The sequence below is a fragment of the Corynebacterium sp. H127 genome, from assembly GCF_037482665.1.
Taxonomy (GTDB): domain Bacteria; phylum Actinomycetota; class Actinomycetes; order Mycobacteriales; family Mycobacteriaceae; genus Corynebacterium.
In genome coordinates this window covers 103,801-119,274 of record NZ_JBBHKY010000006.1, presented here as the reverse complement: position 1 = coordinate 119,274, position 15,474 = coordinate 103,801, and the positions used below count along the sequence as shown (strand labels likewise).

Here is a 15,474-nt window from a genome sequence, read left to right as displayed (position 1 = left end):
CGTCGACAAGCAGTGGAAGCCTGCGAGGTTTCGAACTCACGTCCTCAAACCACGCCGGAGGTGCGCTCTTTTGGCTGCTCATTCCGCTGCGCAAGAAGTGAGACTACGATAACCCCTGTTGCTAGGAATGCTATTACTCCATACAGCAACAGGCGCTCCGTCGCGGAGCCAATGTACTGCGAGGATAATTGCTGGGCATTAGCTGCGTGTCGGTGCATGTTGTATGCCCCGTTCAGCACTCCTAGCATCGCTGCGCTAAAGGCCATGCCGGAAATCTTCTCAATGAATGCCATCGGAAAACGAGGCGACACGGCCCCTCCTCAAGGTCGTAGTTTTACGGGCACGGGCCTCAGCATAAGGTCAGCTAGCTTATGGCGATCATCATGGACACAACGGATGCAAGCAGAATTAGCACTAGAATTGCCATATTGAGCTGCCCCGGCCAGTGCGCATAGTTAAAGCCCACGCCTAAGCCTGCTCGTTTATCGATCAGCTTTGCCGGGTCATCCTTGTTGACATAAAACATGCCCATCTTGAAGTAGTGGTCATTATCAGTCCCCTGCGGTACCCCTCTGCGGTCGTTAGGAAACTTCTCTCCTGCACGATCAGCCGCAACAACAATGTAGACCAGCATTCCGATGCTTCCGAACACTGTAGCCAGCAGAGTCACAATGATGCTTGGCTTTATCCAGCTACTGTAGCTCGGAACGACCATCGCAATCCCGCCCCAAACGAGCCCAATATTCAGGACTGCGGAAAACCATCCCATGCTAGTAACCGAAGCTGCAATGGCAGCACCGTTGCGGTGCTTACTGCGTTCACTGTTTCCGCTGCGGGCATACACCGGAAAAACTGTCATCGGGAGTGCGATGCAAACAAATAGCACCTCTAACGCGAGCGCCAACAGCGGCATCGCGAAGACGGTTCCTAAGGATTTTTCGCTCCAGGCATCAGGTTGAAAATTCCCATCGAAATGCGTGGCGAAGCTATCCGGGATCTCTGGCCAATGCGCCGAAATGACCGCAATTCCCGCGAGGATCACTACCGTTTCGATGACGAATCCGAACCAACTCACCGGGTAGCGCGGAATCCGGCTGCCGCCAACCCCAGTCACGCTTCCCGCCAACGCAGTATCAACACCGGCGAACCACTCCCCTTCCTGCTTCGCCGCCTTCAGCTGTGCACGAGCACGTAACCATAGCCCTAGCCCGAACGGGAGACCACACAGCGAAATAAGGGCAGCGGCATCCTCATTCGGGATCGCAAAGCTAAGTCCGCCAGCAACAACCGCCAGCACGCCGACCGACGCCACGAATTCGCGGCGGACCTTTTCCAAAATAGGTTCGCCGAGATATGATTCCGGCACCCGAACGCCGAATGCGATTTCCTTGGGCGTGGCATAAGGAACGATAAGGAAGGATGCCACGGACAACAGGTTCAGCAGGGCAATGAAGGCGGTCACGCAGGCAGCTCCAGTTCATCGATCGCAGCATCGATAAGCTGATGCAGTTCTTCTGGCGCCACTCCGGCCGTCTTGGCCTTAGCAACAAGTCCCCGCACGTCACGCTCGAGCAAAGTGGTATTGCCGCTAGGGTGAGCAACGACGGAGCCGGATCGACCTGTTGTGAAGATTACTCCTTCTTCCTTGAGCAAGTCATAGGCTTTTTTCACTGTCGCTGGGTTGATACCGAAGTTCATGGCTACCCCACGCACTGAATCAAGTTTGTCCCCTGGCCGCAGCTCGCCACAGGCGATGGCTACGATGATTTGATCATGCAATTGTTGATAAACCGGCGTTGCTTCCTCGGGATTGATGTACATCATCACTCGCTCCAATCTGTACCACCCCCTATAGTACAGATTTGCTGGGTGTGGACGCTAGCACCACCGCCATTGCCGGATGCAAAGCCCGCAAGGGAAGTCAAAATGCGTGGCGACGCAGTCCGCGATACTGTCCCAAGGCGGGAAGCTAAGATCTTGCACGCTACAACATAACGGCAGTGGCGCTGAGGGACGAGGTTCACCGTCTTCGACCCACGGGCATGCCCCGTTGGCTACCCCTGTCCGCATGTTCGTAACGATTCAGCAACGTATCGTTATTAAGCGATTACTGGAGTAAATGAAGGAGTCTTAAACAAGGGCATGCACGGTTTTCTTTATGCGGCGGGTCATTTCGCGTACCTGCGCCGGTGGTTGGTGTGCACTGTATGGCTCATCGTTACTGTTGGCGCGGTCAGCATCGCCAGTCTGAGTGCGCAACCTCTCTCCCGCGCGTTCGATATCCCCGACATGCCCAGCGTGGCTACACGCGAAGAGACTGATGTGCACTTCCCGCCGTCGATAGGCGAGCCTGTCTTGGTTGGCAAGGTGGTCGTGCAGGTACCTGAGGGCAGCACGCTTAACGACGCCGCCAGCCAGGACACCTTGCGCCGTATGATCGCCGAGTTGCAGGCTGACCCCGCCCTCAACGATTCCTTCGAGATTGCAAGCCCGCAGCAGTCCGCTGACAAGTTGCGCTCACGCATGTACGAGGAGAAGTCGAAACTCGGCTATCCCGCCAGCATGATCGAGGGCGATTTCCGTGCAGCTAGCCCAGTAAATGGCCGCAAAGACACCGGCATTTTCGAGCTCAACTATCCTCCTGGCGCCGATCTGAAACAGGCGCGCAAGATCCTAGACTCCTACGATGCTCCCGAGTTTCAGGTGGCTTATTACGGCGATGCATTCACTGGCGACGACACTCTTTCCATGAGTTCCGAGCTGCTGGGATTCGCGGTGGCGGCCTTGGTCCTCATGGCAACATTTGGTTCCCTGCTGGCAGCGGGAATGCCACTGATCACCGCTTTCATCGGCGTCATTCTTGGCCTATCCGGTGTCATGATCGCCTCGCATTTCACCAGCGCCATCAACTTTTTGACGCCTTCACTAGCAACCATGATCGGCATCGCGGTGGGAGTCGATTACGCACTGTTCATCGCAGCACGGTTCCGGAGCGAACTGGTTGGACAGATTGGCAATAACCTCACCCCGGATCAGCTTCGATCCGGCATGAAGCTGCTCTCAAAGGAGCAACGCGCACATGCGATGGGGATCGCCACTTCGACTGCTGGTCGCTCCGTTGTATTCGCCGGGCTCACCGTATTTATCGCGCTTGCCTCGCTCACCGTCATTGGAATCCCTTTCCTGACCGCCCTGGCGCACGCTGCTGCTGCTACCGTCGCGCTCGCTGTCCTCGTGGCGCTAACCCTGCTCCCGGCGCTGTTCGGAGCACTGGGTAAACGTGCATTCGCTGGCCGGGTTCCTTTCTTCAAGGCTCCAGACCCCGAGGATGAACAACCCACACTAGGGCTGTCATGGATCCGTCTGATCAGGGCTTATCCGCTGCGTTTCTTAGCGCCCAGCGTGCTCCTTCTGCTGGTGTGTGCGATCCCGGCGGTGGGCATGCAGCTAGCCATGCCCACGGATTCTTCCGCCCCGCTACACACGCCGACCCGACGCGCTGCGGACATGGTGGAATCTGGTTTCGGCCCAGGCCGCGACTATCCGATGCTCGCCCTTGTCGATGCGTCAATGCTGCCGGAAAAGGAGCGCAAACAAGCCCTGCTCTCCACAGCCCAATCCATCAAGAAGGTCGAGGGCGTGGCACACGTCCAGCCGACCCGCGCCACCTCGAATCTTGCGGCGGTGGAGCTGCTGATCACCACCCAGTATTCCGCGACTGATCACCGCGCGGCGCAGACGCTGGACAGATTGCGGGCGCAGGAGGCGTCGACAAGCGTGCGCTATGGAATCACCGGTATGACGCCTGTGTTCGTTGACCTTTCCCAGCGTCTTTCGGATGCGCTTCTGCCCTACATTTCATTGGTGCTGGTGTTGGCATTCCTCACCCTCATCGCAGTATTTCGTTCGCTGTGGGTGCCGCTCATCGCCACGGCTGGCTTTTTGCTCTCCATCGCCGCCACCTTTGGCATCACAGTGGCGTTGTTCCAAGAGGGTTGGTTTGGGCTTGTCGACGACCCCCAGCCACTCATCTCGTTTCTGCCGATCATCCTGATAGGTCTGGTTTTCGGCCTCGCGATGGATTACCAGGTGTTCTTGGTGTCCCGTATGCGTGAGGGCTGGGAAGCTGGAAAATCTGCAGCTGATGCCGTATCCAACGGTTTCAAGCACAGCGCCCGTGTGGTTACTTCGGCCGCCCTCATCATGATCGCGGTGTTCGCTTCGTTCATGTTCCACGATGCTGTCTTCATCAAAACGATGGGCTTCGCCCTAGCCGTCGCTGTATTCTTTGATGCCTTCATCGTCCGGATGACTATCATCCCAGCACTGATGTTCCTACTTGGCGAACGCGCTTGGCGGCTTCCCTTGGCAGCTCAAGAAGCTCGTCCCCCGCAGCTAAAGGTGGAAAACGCCCATCAGGATGAGCACCACAGCCACAAAGTACCCAGCAAAAGCTGACACCTGCGTCTGATGTTCTCGGGCCCATTCAAATCCGCGGCCCGCCGGGCTCTCTGGGTACTTACGCACAAATCCCACCAGGACCGCGGTCAACGCCGGCAGGCTCAGCGCAAGCGTTGCATACAGCACTAGCGTGGTGTACTTGATCAGCGAGGAAAAACCGCTCGCGCTCAGATACGCTAACCCGCCGAAAAACGGCACCGAGGTGAAAGACTGCACTACGCCGAGCACAAAGCCAGTCAGGACCGTTTTCACGGAGGGTGCTCGCAGCGGATCCAGAATCTTTTGAATCAACCCGGAGGAATCTCCGCCCCGCATTGTCAGAACCGCACCCAGCACGCCAGTGGCGATCAGCAAAATACCAAAAACGGGAGAATCGAGGATGTTCTTGACCTTAGACTCCACCAAGTTGAAAAGAAGCAGGGTCGGGATGGACGCCACAAAGACTCCCAACCAGTCGCCACCAACGAGTAGCGCCGCCACTTGCGGGTATTTCGCTCTGGGGCCGAGCACCACACCGATGGCGACAATGACCCCGATCAGCAGCACATTGACGGAATCCATCAAGGCAAAACTCAACGCATGAAGCACTAAGGCACGCTCCGAATTGTAGGAGAAACTAAACTATTGAAACTGATTCTACCCACCCCGCATGTAGCGACTCCGCTACTGATATGGTTTTCACCAAACGCCCCCAAAGAACACAATATTGAGGAAATAAAGTGAGCAGGAGAGAAGACAAAAAGGCGGAAACCAAATTCGCCTTGGCGCGGGCTGCAGCTAATCTGACCATTGCGTCCGGAATCGATGGCGCAACAGTCGCGGAAATTGCGAAGAACGCCCACGTTTCCACCAGAACCTTCCACAATTATTTTGACACTCGAGACGACGCTCTGCGTTTCTACATGCAGTGCGCGATCCATCAGTATGGCGAAGCCATCGAGCGTGCTCCCAAAGAACTTAATCTCCTCGACACGGTTGAATACATCATGCTCAACTCTATCCGTGAAGACGACGAAAACTTGGAAAGCGTCGCCAAGCTATTCGCCCTCGGTCAGCAGTATGAACTACTCAAGTTCAACCCGAATGACCCGGAAATCGCGGAGATCACCGGTTGTGTCCAGTCGCTTTACCGTAAGCGCTACCCGGAAATGGCCCCTTATCAAGTCGACCTGATCACCATCATTTCTACCCAGTCGCTAGCTGCCTTGCTCATCCAGTTCCTACATGGTGGACTCCTGGAACGAAGCACCGCCAACGCCGAGCGACTCATTAAAGACTGCGTGAACATTTTGCGCGTTGGTTTCGCGGAAGCACTACACTCCAAGTAATGAACCACTTGGAGTCGCCTACCTCCCTCGCAGACATCGCGGTTGATGGCGCTGTGAAGCAGGCGCTGATCGACGCCCAGTTCAGCGCACTCCTGGGCCCAGTTACCGCCACCGAGGTCGCACAGGTCAGCGAGCTAGGCTTCGAGGTGCGCTACGCTGCTTCCGGCCGATCCGACATGACTTTCCCAGCCCTCAAAGTAGCGGAGCTAGCTGCTGATGGATGGCTATGGACGTCGCCACGCATGCAGGCAGCAGCGGAAGCCTTCGGCATTCCGGAGTTGTGGGGACAGCAGCCCGCGGAACACCCAAGCTTCGTTCGAGCAGCCCGCACCCTCCATGACGGCGCCCCGGTCCAGCGCGCTCCCCTGCCCGACGGCCGAGAGGTGATTTTGGCGCTGGAACCACAACTCCCGGCCGTCCCACCAGCAGATGCCTTCTTGTTCGCTGCGGGGCTGCCCGCTACCACTGCTGCGCGTGCTATTACCGCCTACGCTGTCACCTCTCATGCAGATGTTTCCAGCCTCCTGCTCGACATGGAAATTCCCTACGACCTGCCCGGCGGCATGCTTCTCGACGACATCCGCGCCGATGCCGCGTACCTCTCAATAGAGAACCAACTGCTTTTCGATGCCCTCGTCCCGCATCAACCAGGAAACCTTCATTTCCCCAACAACACTGCCGAATTCACCACGCCACGCGGTCCACTCACCGCGACCGCAAGCGTGGTAGCTACCGTCACTGGTGAAACATGGACGTGGGCGTGGGCTGACACCCGCCTGCCGCTTTCTGCACTTGGCGCTGCCAACAACGTGCGCGCCTTTGGCTTCGCTAACCGGATCCCGGCATTGTGCACTGCCTCCCTTCCGGTGGAACGGGCGCAGGCCTGGGGGTTAGAAAGCGTGGTCAAACCGATTCTCGGCGTCTGGACGCATTCATTCATTCCGCTAACTGCCGACACCTACGCAGTGGCGTTAATCTCCCACCCTGCTTTGCAGCTACCGCCACCTACCCCGGAGGCAGTTCGTGCCGTGTTGGACACCACCCTGCCCGCGCGGATAGCTAAGGAACGTGCGTTGGCAGCCTATGCGCATGCACGCGGGTTAGGTCGAAGCGGCGACAACCTCACGGTCGCTGGCACTCCCGTTGCTTCGGCTTAGGACAGAACTTCCCGGTACTGAGTCGGGTCCACATGGGAGGCACGCTCCGGTGTGAACTGTGGGTTTCGATCCTTGTCCACCAGCACTGCGCGCACGCCTTCCACAAAGTTCGGCTGACGGCGCAACACGGAACCAATGGCATATTCATTGTGCAAGCCCTTCTCCAGGCTCACTGCCTGCTCATTCGCCGTGTAGAGTTCGGTAGTTGCTACGACGGATGCAGGATTCGCATTGCTCATGTTCTCTCGCACCAGATCCACAAATTCGGCGTTTTCACATGCTTCCAACGCTGCTTCGATTTCCTCCCACGTGTCATGTCCGAAACAATCCTCGATTTCCGGCAGGAAACGCTTGAGTTGAGAAGCCTCCTCGAATGGCTCGGCGTACTTTTCCAGTGCTTCATCAATCGACTCAGCAATGACCATGGCACTGAAATCTGTGATGTTTCCGCTCGGCACGAAATGCGTTGCCAGCCCAGTAAACAGCAAGTCTGCTGGGCTCAGCCGGTAGCCCGTCACACCGATGAACTTAGCGACGGCAGGCAGTGGCCGCCCCTCGTGGCTCTCCACATTCAAGCTCATATAGGACACCCCGACATCCGGCACGAAGCCGATTGCCACCTCAGGCATCGCGGCAACCACTTTCTCGCTGATAACCCGGTGGCTGCCGTGCACGCTGAGCCCCAGGCCACCGCCCATGACCACGCCATTGATCACTGAAACATAAGGCTTCGGGAAGTTCGCAATCTGCGCATTCATCGTGTACTCGAGTTGCAGGAATCGATCTCCCCAGTCGTGATCGCCAGCTACCGCTTTGTCACGTACCAGTTTGATGTCTCCACCAGCACAGAATGCTCGCTCAGACCCAGAAATCAGCACCACTCGATGCACCTCAGGATCCTCACGCCATTCTTCCAACGCAGCAGAAATGATCTCAACCATTTCAAAATCAATGGCGTTGAGCGCCTTAGGCCGATTGAGTTCAATAACCCCCGTGGAGGCACGAGTGTAGGTCAAAGCATGAGGTGCGCGTTCGATGTTGTCCATATCCCAAAGTTTGCCACATCAGGGAGCCGCGGGCAGTGGGCTTGAGAGGTGAAGATTACGGGTCGGGTTCTTGGTGGCGCCGGCGCGGCTCCGCTCCTACTCCGCTCCGCTCCGCTTCCCCACCTCCGCGAACCCCTTTTGCCGAACTTACCTGGATGTCGCTAATTTCCAATAACAGCGACCTGCAAACCTCGGCAAAAGGGGTTCCGCGATTCGCTGTAAAACGCACGATGCCCGCCACCAGGGCGGGCATTCGCTTCGAACAACTACTTCTTTTTCTTCTTTGGCTTCTTGGACTTCGTCTCTTCTTCGATTCGCTCGGCTTCCAGCTTGGCGGCCACGTCTGGGACGTATCGGAAATCTGAGCGTGGCGGACGAACATAATCGTTGGTGGACTCAGGTCGGTCCGGAATCTCGGGCAGTGGGCGCTCGATTTTCTCGTAAGGAATTGAAGATAGCAAGTGATTGATAACGTTGATGCGGGATCGCTTCTTATCTTCGGATTCCACTGTGTACCAAGGCGCGGACGGGATATCCGTATGGATGAACATTTCATCCTTAGCCCGGGAGTAATCTTCCCAACGAGTAATAGACTGCAGATCCATGGGGGACAGCTTCCAGCGGCGCAGTGGATCATTAAGCCGTGACTTGAAGCGTTTTACTTGTTCTTCGTCTGAGACTGAGAACCAGTACTTGCGCAGCAGGATGCCATCCTCGACGAGGAGTCGCTCGAAGATGGGTGCTTGGTGCAGGAAGCGTCGGTATTCCTGGGAGGTGCAGAACCCCATCACCCGTTCCACGCCACCTCGGTTGTACCAAGAACGGTCAAAGATGACGATTTCGCCGGCAGTAGGAAGCTTTTCTACGTACCGCTGGAAGTACCACTGTCCCTGCTCGCGGGAGTTCGGTGCTGGGAGCGCCTCGATGCGACAGGTACGTGGGTTGAGGTATTGGGTGATCCGCTTGATTGCGGAGCCTTTGCCAGCAGCATCTCGCCCCTCCATGATGATGACCACGCGGGCGCCAGTTTCAACAACCCACTGCTGCATCTCAACAAGCTCAGCTTGCAGGCGCTTCAGTTCGGCTTCGTAGGCTTCTTTGGAAAGCTTCGGTGGTTTGACTGCGTCCTTTTTTCCCATAACTACCAGCCTACTTGCCTAGCACACCGCATCTGAAATTCTGGGAAAGGCTAGCGTTCGACCTTAAACTCGGCCATTTCATCCCACTCCCGTTTGCCCGGAATAGCGGTGTTAATAATGGTCGGAGTTTTCGCCAGCAGCTTCGGCATATCCACGCAGGCTTGTTTGAAGTGCTCGGAGCCTACATGGGCCTCCGCGGCATCATCTTCAAATCCTTCCACGAGGATGAACACATCCGGTTCATCGGTGGACTTGTACCACTCAAAGAAGAGGCAACCTGCCTCGGCGCGGGTGGCGTTGGTAAACGCTGCGACCTCATCACGGAAGCTATCGACGAATTCTGGGCGCACTTTGTATTCCACGTTGATTAGGATCATGCGCTCAAGCGTAGCGACAAATCGTTGACACGTCGAAGCCATGGCCTCGCTTAAGTATTCGAAGAACCGCAATACGCTGCAACATAGCGCGGGTTCAGACTGCAAAGAATTAGAACTCTCTAACTCCTATTTTCGAATGACCTCAAAAGATGTCTGTTGCCATCTTTAGTGTTATCGCTATTCCAAAAAGAGGCCGCATTCCGCCGCCCGGACTACCCAAGGAGCACTGAGCATCATGACTTTCTCCCAGCCACAGCAACCAATTGAATCATTCAACCAGTACCATCCTCAGCAAGGCGTACCATCAGGCAACAAACTTGCTCCCAAGAAGAAGGGCGGCTGCCTGAGATGGGGAGCGATTGTTGGCGGCGTGCTCTTCCTTGCCGCTGCCTGCAACGCGGTCATGGGCGGCGCAGAAAACACAACGAGTCCCACCTCCACCAGCAGCACAGTCGCTGTGTATACGCCAGCACAAATTGCCCAAGCGCCAAGCAAGGAAACAACACCCGTTGAAAACACGGAGGTGGCCGTCGTCGACAAGCCAGCGAAGGACGATCCCGCTAGCGCCGTTCCTGCGCCAGCCAAGCCTCTTTCCCGCCAGCAGGAAACCCCGAAAGCCAGCGCTGAGGAACGTTCTGCACTCCGGAAGGCGGAATCCTATTCGAAGATGATGCACATGTCTAAGGCTGGTATTTACGATCAGCTGACGAGCCATTACGGAGAACAATTCTCTCCGGAGGCCGCACAATACGCAGTGGAGAACCTACAGGCAGACTACAAGAAGAATGCCTTGGAGAAAGCAAAGACTTACCTATCTCAGATGAGCATGTCACCAAGCGCAATCTACGACCAGCTAACTTCCCAGTACGGTGAGCAGTTCACTGCGGAAGAAGCTCAGTATGCGGTGGATAACCTAGCACCTTAGGCAGTTACTCCAACTCCTCCCCGAGCTCCATCCACTGCATCTCCAGCTCTTCGAGCTCAGCGTTAACCGCCTGCAGCGCTGTGCTGAGCTCGGTGAGCTTCTCGGTTTCCATGTCCGCAGCAGCCACAGCCATGTCATCATTCAGTGACGCTACGCGTGAGCGCAGCTTATCCATTTTTCTTTCCAGCGCATTCATTTCCTTCTGTATTTTGCGCTGAGTGGCCGAATCGACCTTCGGAGCCTCCCGCACCACCTCGGACTTCTCACCCAAGTCGATCACGCCACCTTCTAAAGAGGCAGCCGTTGCACGCCGACGCAGATACTCCTCAATACCACCCGGAAGGTTGGTGAGCTTGCCGTCACCAAACAACGCCCAGGTGGAGTCACATACCCGCTCGATAAGATAGCGATCGTGGGAGATCACTACGAGGGTGCCTGGCCAGCCATCCAACAGGGATTCCAGCTCCTGCAGGGTGTCAATGTCCAGGTCATTCGTCGGTTCATCTAAGAGCAACACGTTTGGTTCCGCCATGAGCACTCGAGTCAGCTGCAGCCGGCGTCGTTCGCCACCAGAAAGATCCCCGACTGGGGTGCGCTGACGCTTAGCGGAAAAACCGAGACGCTCTGCCAGCTGTGAGGCGGAAATTTCCTTCTTGCCGATGGTCACGTAGCTAGCTATCTGCTCCACGGCGTCGAGAAGCCGCAGTGTCGGGTCCAGGTCATCAAGTTCCTGACGCAGCCACCCCAAGGATACGGTCTTCCCCTCAATACGCCGGCCGGCATTCAGCGGATGCTCCCCCGCAAGCGTGCGCAGCAGGGTAGTTTTTCCGGAACCGTTAACGCCGACCAGACCAATGCGCTCGCCCGGCGCGAGGCGCCAGGTTAGATCTTCTGCAAGGATCCGACCATCCGGTGCGCTCACAGTCGCATCTTCGAGCTCGATTACTACCTTGCCTTGTCGCTTTTTAGAAAAAGCCATGAGTTCAACCGAATCGCGTGGGGCCGGTACGTCTGAGATCAGAGCTTCTGCCGATTCGATACGGTAGCGAGGCTTGGAGGTACGCGCTGGGGCACCGCGACGCAGCCACGCGAGTTCTTTGCGGGCCAGGTTCTGCCGACGTTGTTCGATGGCATCCGCCTGACGGGAGCGCTCGGCGCGGGCGAAGGTCCAATCGTTGTAGCCACCTTCATAGGTATCAACAACGCCGTCATGTACTTCCCAAGTCTTGGTTGCCACCGTGTCCAGGAACCAGCGGTCGTGTGTGACTACCACGAGCGCCATCTTTGCGTTCAGCAGATAGGATGCCAGCCATTGCACACCCTCAACATCCAGGTGGTTGGTCGGCTCGTCCAGAATAATGAGGTCCAGTTCCTGCACAAGCGCAGCGGCCAGATTCACTCGTCGCCGCTCACCACCAGACAAATTGGATACCAGCGTATCCAGCCCGAGGTCGACGATCCCTAGCCCGCCCAACACCTCGCGCACCGCAGCATTGGATGCCCATTCGAAGGTCTGCAATCCCAGCGGTGCGAGCACCGCTTCTGCCACCGTGTGCTGTGGGTCCAGCTCCGCGCGCTGCGTAACGACGGCCATTCTTAGGCCACTATTGTGCGAGACCCGCCCCTGATCTGGCGGTTCGATGCCGGTAAGCACTTCGAGCAAGGTGGTTTTACCACCACCATTGAGTCCGACGACGCCTATGCGCTCACCAGATTGAACCCCCAGCGATACCCCATCAAGCAGGGTCTTCAAGCCAAAGGACTTGGATACATTTTCGAGATTGATCAGGTTTGCCATGGTGACAGCCAATTCTAGTGCATAGGCACCCCCAATTCGCTATTGCAACTTCTTTTCAGTTACATTAATGATCATGACTACCACTAATATGAAAGCATTCGGAAGCGCGCTTGCGCTCTCGACTTTGCTCACCGCATGCTCGGCTCCAGAAGTCGACAGCCCTACCGCAGAGCTACCTGCACTGGGGCAGCCGCTCAGCGAAACCATGTCAGCCTCGCCCCGCATCCTCATCAGCCACCAAGGCGGGCTAATCACCCTCGATGAAAAGAGCGGCACAATCCTCCACCAGGTAGATCAACCCGGGTTCTACCGGCTCGCTGGCGCAGGGGACGGACGACACATCATGGTGACGAATGGCAACGAATTCCAGGTCTATGACGCAGCCATTTCAGAACAGCCACATGGCGACCATTCCCACTACTACGCTGGCACCCCGGCGCTCACCTCAGCTTCCTTCCCGGCAGCCCACGCGGGCCACGTGGTCACCCATGCCGGCAAGACGGCCTTGTTTGCCGACGGCTCAGGAGAGGTGCAGACTTTTGATCCGATGACATTGGCGGACGCGAAGCCACAAGCGGTGAAATCCTCGGTCGGCGAGGCACACCACGGCGTCGCCGTCCCGCTGTCTGACGGCAGCATGCTCCATACCAAGGGCACTGAGAAGGAACGTCACACCATCGTTCAGATCAAAGATGGGAAAGAGAGCGCGGTAACCACTGACTGCCCCGGCGTCCACGGCGAAGCAACCACGATGAGAGACACCGTAGTCTTCGGCTGCACAAATGGACCCATCATTTTCCGTGACGGACAATTCCACAAGATTCCTGCCGCGGGATATCAACGCAACGGCAACCTTGCTGGCAGTCCGGTATCGCCGATCGTTCTCAGTGATGAGAAAGTGGACAAAGATGCTGATGCGGAACACCCAACCAAAGTAGCTCTCATTGACTCAGAGAACAGCAGCTACCGTAGCGTCGAGCTTGGGTCTTCCTATTGGTTCCGCTCGCTCGCACGGGGCCCGAAAGGCGAAGCACTAGTACTGACCTACAACGGTGAGCTGAATGTCATCGATCAGGAAACTGGTGAAGTAACCAAGAAGATCCCGGCAATTTCAGCGTGGGAAGAAAAGGAAAACTGGCAGGAGCCAGGACCAATCTTGCAGGTAGCAGGTGAGAAAGCCTACGTCACCGACGCTGCCAACAAGAAGCTTGTAGTTATTGACCTAGTGAGCGGAAAAGTGGAAAAGCAAATCCAGCTTGAAGTTGCTCCAGTGGAAATGTCCATCGCAACTGGCAAGGCTCCGAACCTAGAGGAAGCGCGCGCACCACACCGCCATTAGGCGTCATGCCAGTTCTGCCCCTGCCGCCGGCCCTTGTGCGATAGCGGTGGCAGTGGCGACTCCGGCGTCGATAAGCGCCTCGGCAACCTCGGCAGCCTGTGTCTGCGATTCACACAAAAATGCGCAGGTAGGACCCGAGCCGGATACGACTCCGGCCAAGGCGCCCGCATCCACCCCTACTCGCAGCGTGCGCCGCAGCTCCGGCAGCAGTGAAAGTGCCGGAGCCTGGAGATCATTCGCCAAATGTTGTGCCACTTCGCGCGCATCACCACTCAAGAGCGCCGTACTCAATGCATCCACGGAACCGGCCCGAGCCAAGTCCGGCCGAGCAGCCCGCATTTCGTCGAGTTTTCCGAATACCCTCGGGGTGGAAAGTCCCGCGGAATTGAAAGCCAATGCCCAGTGGAAAGTTCCGCGGCTGAGCATCGGAACTAACTGCTCGCCCCGCCCAGTACCCAGCATGGTTCCACCTAACAGAGTAAACGGAACGTCGGATCCGAGCTGCGCCGCAATCTCGAGGAGCTCTTCTTGGCTGAGGCGCGTGCCGTAGGATTCCAGCACCTTGTTCATGACCAATAGTGCCGTCGCCGCATCAGCGGAACCGCCTGCCATGCCGCCCGCAGTGGGAATGCCCTTGTTTAGGGTGAGCTCTAGCATCGGCACTGGGGCGCCGCCACGTGCACGGTGCTTTTCGACGACCATGTCGACCGCCCGCCACACCAGGTTATCTGGAGTGGTCGGAACCTCCGCGGCTCCAAGACCAATGACTTCCAGCCCGCGCACCACGCTGCCCGACTGGGGTGGAGAATCACCATCAATTGAGGTCACGGTGAGTTCATCCGCGAGGGAAAGCGACTGGAATACGGTGCAGAGTTCGTGGAAGCCATCCTCGCGGGCATCACCGACACCAAGATGCAGGTTCACCTTGGCATGCCCGCGTCCGCGTACCGATGTCATCGCGCAACCCCCGCAAGCCGAACAAAGTCAGTCACGCTGAGTTTTTCGCCCCGCAGGCTCGGCGCTATACCTGCTGACCGGAGTGCCTGCTCTGAGGCCTCTCCCCCACCGAAATACCCGGACAGCGCTGCGCGTAGCGTCTTGCGTCGCTGTGCAAAGGCCGCATCGATCACTGGGAATACCTGCTTCCGGGTGGCATCGTCGAGAGGCCAAGGTTCAGTTCCTGGCGCAAAACGATCAATACGCACCAGGCCCGATTCAATCTTCGGCGCAGGCCAGAACACGTTCTTTCCGATTGACCCTGCACGGCGAACATCACCGTAAAACGCTGCTTTCACGCTGGGTACCCCGTAGATCTTGGAACCAGGCTGTGCCGCCAATCGATCCGCGACTTCCGCCTGCACCATGACCAAAACACGCTTGATGGAAGGAAACTCTGCCAACAGGTGCAGGAGCACGGGGACAGAAACGTTGTAGGGGAGGTTTGCTACCAAGGCAGTCGGCTCCGGCGCACCCGCATCCCGGAAATCCTGGGCACTGATATGCAGCGCGTCCTTCAAAATGATGCGCAAATTCTCTTGGTATTCCGATGCCCGGCTCGCGACGGTGTTCGGGAGCTCTGCTGCAAGCCGCGGATCAATTTCCACCGCAGTGACATCAGCTACGGTATCCAACAGCGCCAGTGTCAGCGAGCCCAAGCCTGGCCCCACCTCAACCACATGATCGCTTTCATTAACGTCCGCAGCAGCAACGATCATGCGCACGGTATTGGGATCATGCACGAAGTTCTGCCCCAACTTTTTCGTCGGGGTGACATCCAGTTTCTCGGCAAGCTGCCGGATTTCTACTGGTCCTAAAAGACTGGCTGTGGGGCGGGATTCCATAAGAATAAAGAGTATCCCAATGCGGGAAAATCTGTCCCATCGCTCAGCGACTCTGGAACAGAA

At 57.1% G+C, this 15,474-nt stretch carries 15 protein-coding genes; 5 read left to right on the top strand and 10 right to left on the bottom strand.

The genetic code is table 11. The features are described 5' to 3' along the window. Window positions 1-44 precede the first annotated feature (44 nt). The 3 genes from WG936_RS07960 to WG936_RS07950 are packed head-to-tail and all read right to left on the bottom strand — an operon-like array spanning window position 45 to window position 1,824. Complete coding sequence (locus tag WG936_RS07960; protein WP_339572569.1) at window positions 45-311, bottom strand: hypothetical protein; 267 nt, start codon at window positions 309-311, stop codon at window positions 45-47. Window positions 312-364: 53 nt separating this feature from the next. Continuing rightward, window positions 365-1,462, bottom strand: coding sequence for a DUF1648 domain-containing protein (locus WG936_RS07955; RefSeq protein ID WP_339572568.1), 1,098 nt, complete (start codon window positions 1,460-1,462; stop codon window positions 365-367). Continuing rightward, on the bottom strand, window positions 1,459-1,824 hold the full coding sequence (locus tag WG936_RS07950; protein WP_339563845.1) for a GntR family transcriptional regulator: 366 nt from the start codon (window positions 1,822-1,824) through the stop codon (window positions 1,459-1,461). The genes WG936_RS07955 and WG936_RS07950 overlap by 4 nt, the downstream gene beginning before the upstream one ends. A 318-nt stretch (window positions 1,825-2,142) precedes the next feature. Here WG936_RS07950 and WG936_RS07945 point away from each other — a divergent pair, with 318 nt between their 5' ends. Further along, entirely contained in the window at window positions 2,143-4,458 is a 2,316-nt protein-coding gene (locus tag WG936_RS07945) for an MMPL family transporter (protein ID WP_339572567.1), read from the top strand. Here the strand turns inward: WG936_RS07945 and WG936_RS07940 are convergent. Further along, window positions 4,396-5,049, bottom strand: coding sequence for a hypothetical protein (locus tag WG936_RS07940; protein ID WP_339572566.1), 654 nt, complete (start codon window positions 5,047-5,049; stop codon window positions 4,396-4,398). The genes WG936_RS07945 and WG936_RS07940 overlap by 63 nt on opposite strands. A 131-nt stretch (window positions 5,050-5,180) precedes the next feature. Between WG936_RS07940 and WG936_RS07935 the strand changes: the two genes are divergently transcribed. Then, the gene (locus tag WG936_RS07935; protein ID WP_339563848.1) at window positions 5,181-5,789 is read left to right on the top strand and encodes a TetR/AcrR family transcriptional regulator; all 609 of its coding nucleotides are present in this window, start codon (window positions 5,181-5,183) and stop codon (window positions 5,787-5,789) included. Continuing rightward, window positions 5,789-6,946 carry a DUF6882 domain-containing protein gene (locus tag WG936_RS07930; RefSeq protein WP_339572565.1) on the top strand — a complete coding sequence of 386 codons (1,158 nt, stop codon included), beginning with the start codon at window positions 5,789-5,791 and terminating at the stop codon, window positions 6,944-6,946. Before WG936_RS07935 ends, WG936_RS07930 begins: the two co-directional genes overlap by 1 nt. On the opposite strand, the gene WG936_RS07925 is transcribed toward WG936_RS07930, so the two are convergent. The 3 genes from WG936_RS07925 to WG936_RS07915 all read right to left on the bottom strand — a co-directional run bounded on the left by WG936_RS07925 (window position 6,943) and on the right by WG936_RS07915 (window position 9,508). Then, entirely contained in the window at window positions 6,943-7,992 is a 1,050-nt protein-coding gene (locus WG936_RS07925; protein WP_339572564.1) for a 3-hydroxyisobutyryl-CoA hydrolase, read from the bottom strand. The two genes, WG936_RS07930 and WG936_RS07925, sit on opposite strands and share 4 nt — an antisense overlap. A 266-nt stretch (window positions 7,993-8,258) precedes the next feature. Further along, a complete protein-coding gene (ppk2, locus tag WG936_RS07920) occupies window positions 8,259-9,140 on the bottom strand; it encodes a polyphosphate kinase 2 (RefSeq protein ID WP_445227947.1) in 882 nt (293 codons plus the stop codon). Between the two features lie 41 nt (window positions 9,141-9,181). After that, window positions 9,182-9,508 carry a putative quinol monooxygenase gene (locus WG936_RS07915; RefSeq protein WP_339563852.1) on the bottom strand — a complete coding sequence of 109 codons (327 nt, stop codon included), beginning with the start codon at window positions 9,506-9,508 and terminating at the stop codon, window positions 9,182-9,184. 235 nt (window positions 9,509-9,743) lie between these two features. On the opposite strand from WG936_RS07915, the gene WG936_RS07910 reads away from it, so the two are divergent. Further along, window positions 9,744-10,433, top strand: a complete 690-nt coding sequence (locus WG936_RS07910; RefSeq protein WP_339572562.1) for an Ltp family lipoprotein — start codon at window positions 9,744-9,746, stop codon at window positions 10,431-10,433. A 4-nt stretch (window positions 10,434-10,437) separates the two neighbouring features. Here the strand turns inward: WG936_RS07910 and WG936_RS07905 are convergent, their stop codons facing one another. Continuing rightward, window positions 10,438-12,231, bottom strand: coding sequence for an ABC-F family ATP-binding cassette domain-containing protein (locus tag WG936_RS07905; protein WP_339563854.1), 1,794 nt, complete (start codon window positions 12,229-12,231; stop codon window positions 10,438-10,440). 73 nt (window positions 12,232-12,304) lie between these two features. Here WG936_RS07905 and WG936_RS07900 point away from each other — a divergent pair, with 73 nt between their 5' ends. Next, on the top strand, window positions 12,305-13,570 hold the full coding sequence (locus tag WG936_RS07900; protein ID WP_339572561.1) for a hypothetical protein: 1,266 nt from the start codon (window positions 12,305-12,307) through the stop codon (window positions 13,568-13,570). 3 nt (window positions 13,571-13,573) lie between these two features. Here the strand turns inward: WG936_RS07900 and WG936_RS07895 are convergent, their stop codons facing one another. After that, window positions 13,574-14,527, bottom strand: a complete 954-nt coding sequence (locus WG936_RS07895) for a 4-(cytidine 5'-diphospho)-2-C-methyl-D-erythritol kinase (protein WP_339563856.1) — start codon at window positions 14,525-14,527, stop codon at window positions 13,574-13,576. Further along, window positions 14,524-15,411, bottom strand: coding sequence for a 16S rRNA (adenine(1518)-N(6)/adenine(1519)-N(6))-dimethyltransferase RsmA (gene rsmA, locus WG936_RS07890; RefSeq protein WP_339572560.1), 888 nt, complete (start codon window positions 15,409-15,411; stop codon window positions 14,524-14,526). Before rsmA ends, WG936_RS07895 begins: the two co-directional genes overlap by 4 nt. Window positions 15,412-15,474 lie beyond the last annotated feature (63 nt).

What these genes read in the sequence shown, in the direction of transcription:
- WG936_RS07950 (WP_339563845.1), bottom strand. Translation starts at nt 1,824, where the DNA reads ATGATGTACATCAATCCCGAGGAAGCAACGCCGGTTTATCAACAATTG.
- WG936_RS07945 (WP_339572567.1), top strand. Translation starts at nt 2,143, where the DNA reads ATGCACGGTTTTCTTTATGCGGCGGGTCATTTCGCGTACCTGCGCCGG.
- WG936_RS07930 (WP_339572565.1), top strand. Translation starts at nt 5,789, where the DNA reads ATGAACCACTTGGAGTCGCCTACCTCCCTCGCAGACATCGCGGTTGAT.
- WG936_RS07925 (WP_339572564.1), bottom strand. Translation starts at nt 7,992, where the DNA reads ATGGACAACATCGAACGCGCACCTCATGCTTTGACCTACACTCGTGCC.
- WG936_RS07915 (WP_339563852.1), bottom strand. Translation starts at nt 9,508, where the DNA reads ATGATCCTAATCAACGTGGAATACAAAGTGCGCCCAGAATTCGTCGAT.
- WG936_RS07910 (WP_339572562.1), top strand. Translation starts at nt 9,744, where the DNA reads ATGACTTTCTCCCAGCCACAGCAACCAATTGAATCATTCAACCAGTAC.
- WG936_RS07905 (WP_339563854.1), bottom strand. Translation starts at nt 12,231, where the DNA reads ATGGCAAACCTGATCAATCTCGAAAATGTATCCAAGTCCTTTGGCTTG.
- WG936_RS07900 (WP_339572561.1), top strand. Translation starts at nt 12,305, where the DNA reads ATGACTACCACTAATATGAAAGCATTCGGAAGCGCGCTTGCGCTCTCG.
- WG936_RS07895 (WP_339563856.1), bottom strand. Translation starts at nt 14,527, where the DNA reads ATGACATCGGTACGCGGACGCGGGCATGCCAAGGTGAACCTGCATCTT.
- rsmA (WP_339572560.1), bottom strand. Translation starts at nt 15,411, where the DNA reads ATGGAATCCCGCCCCACAGCCAGTCTTTTAGGACCAGTAGAAATCCGG.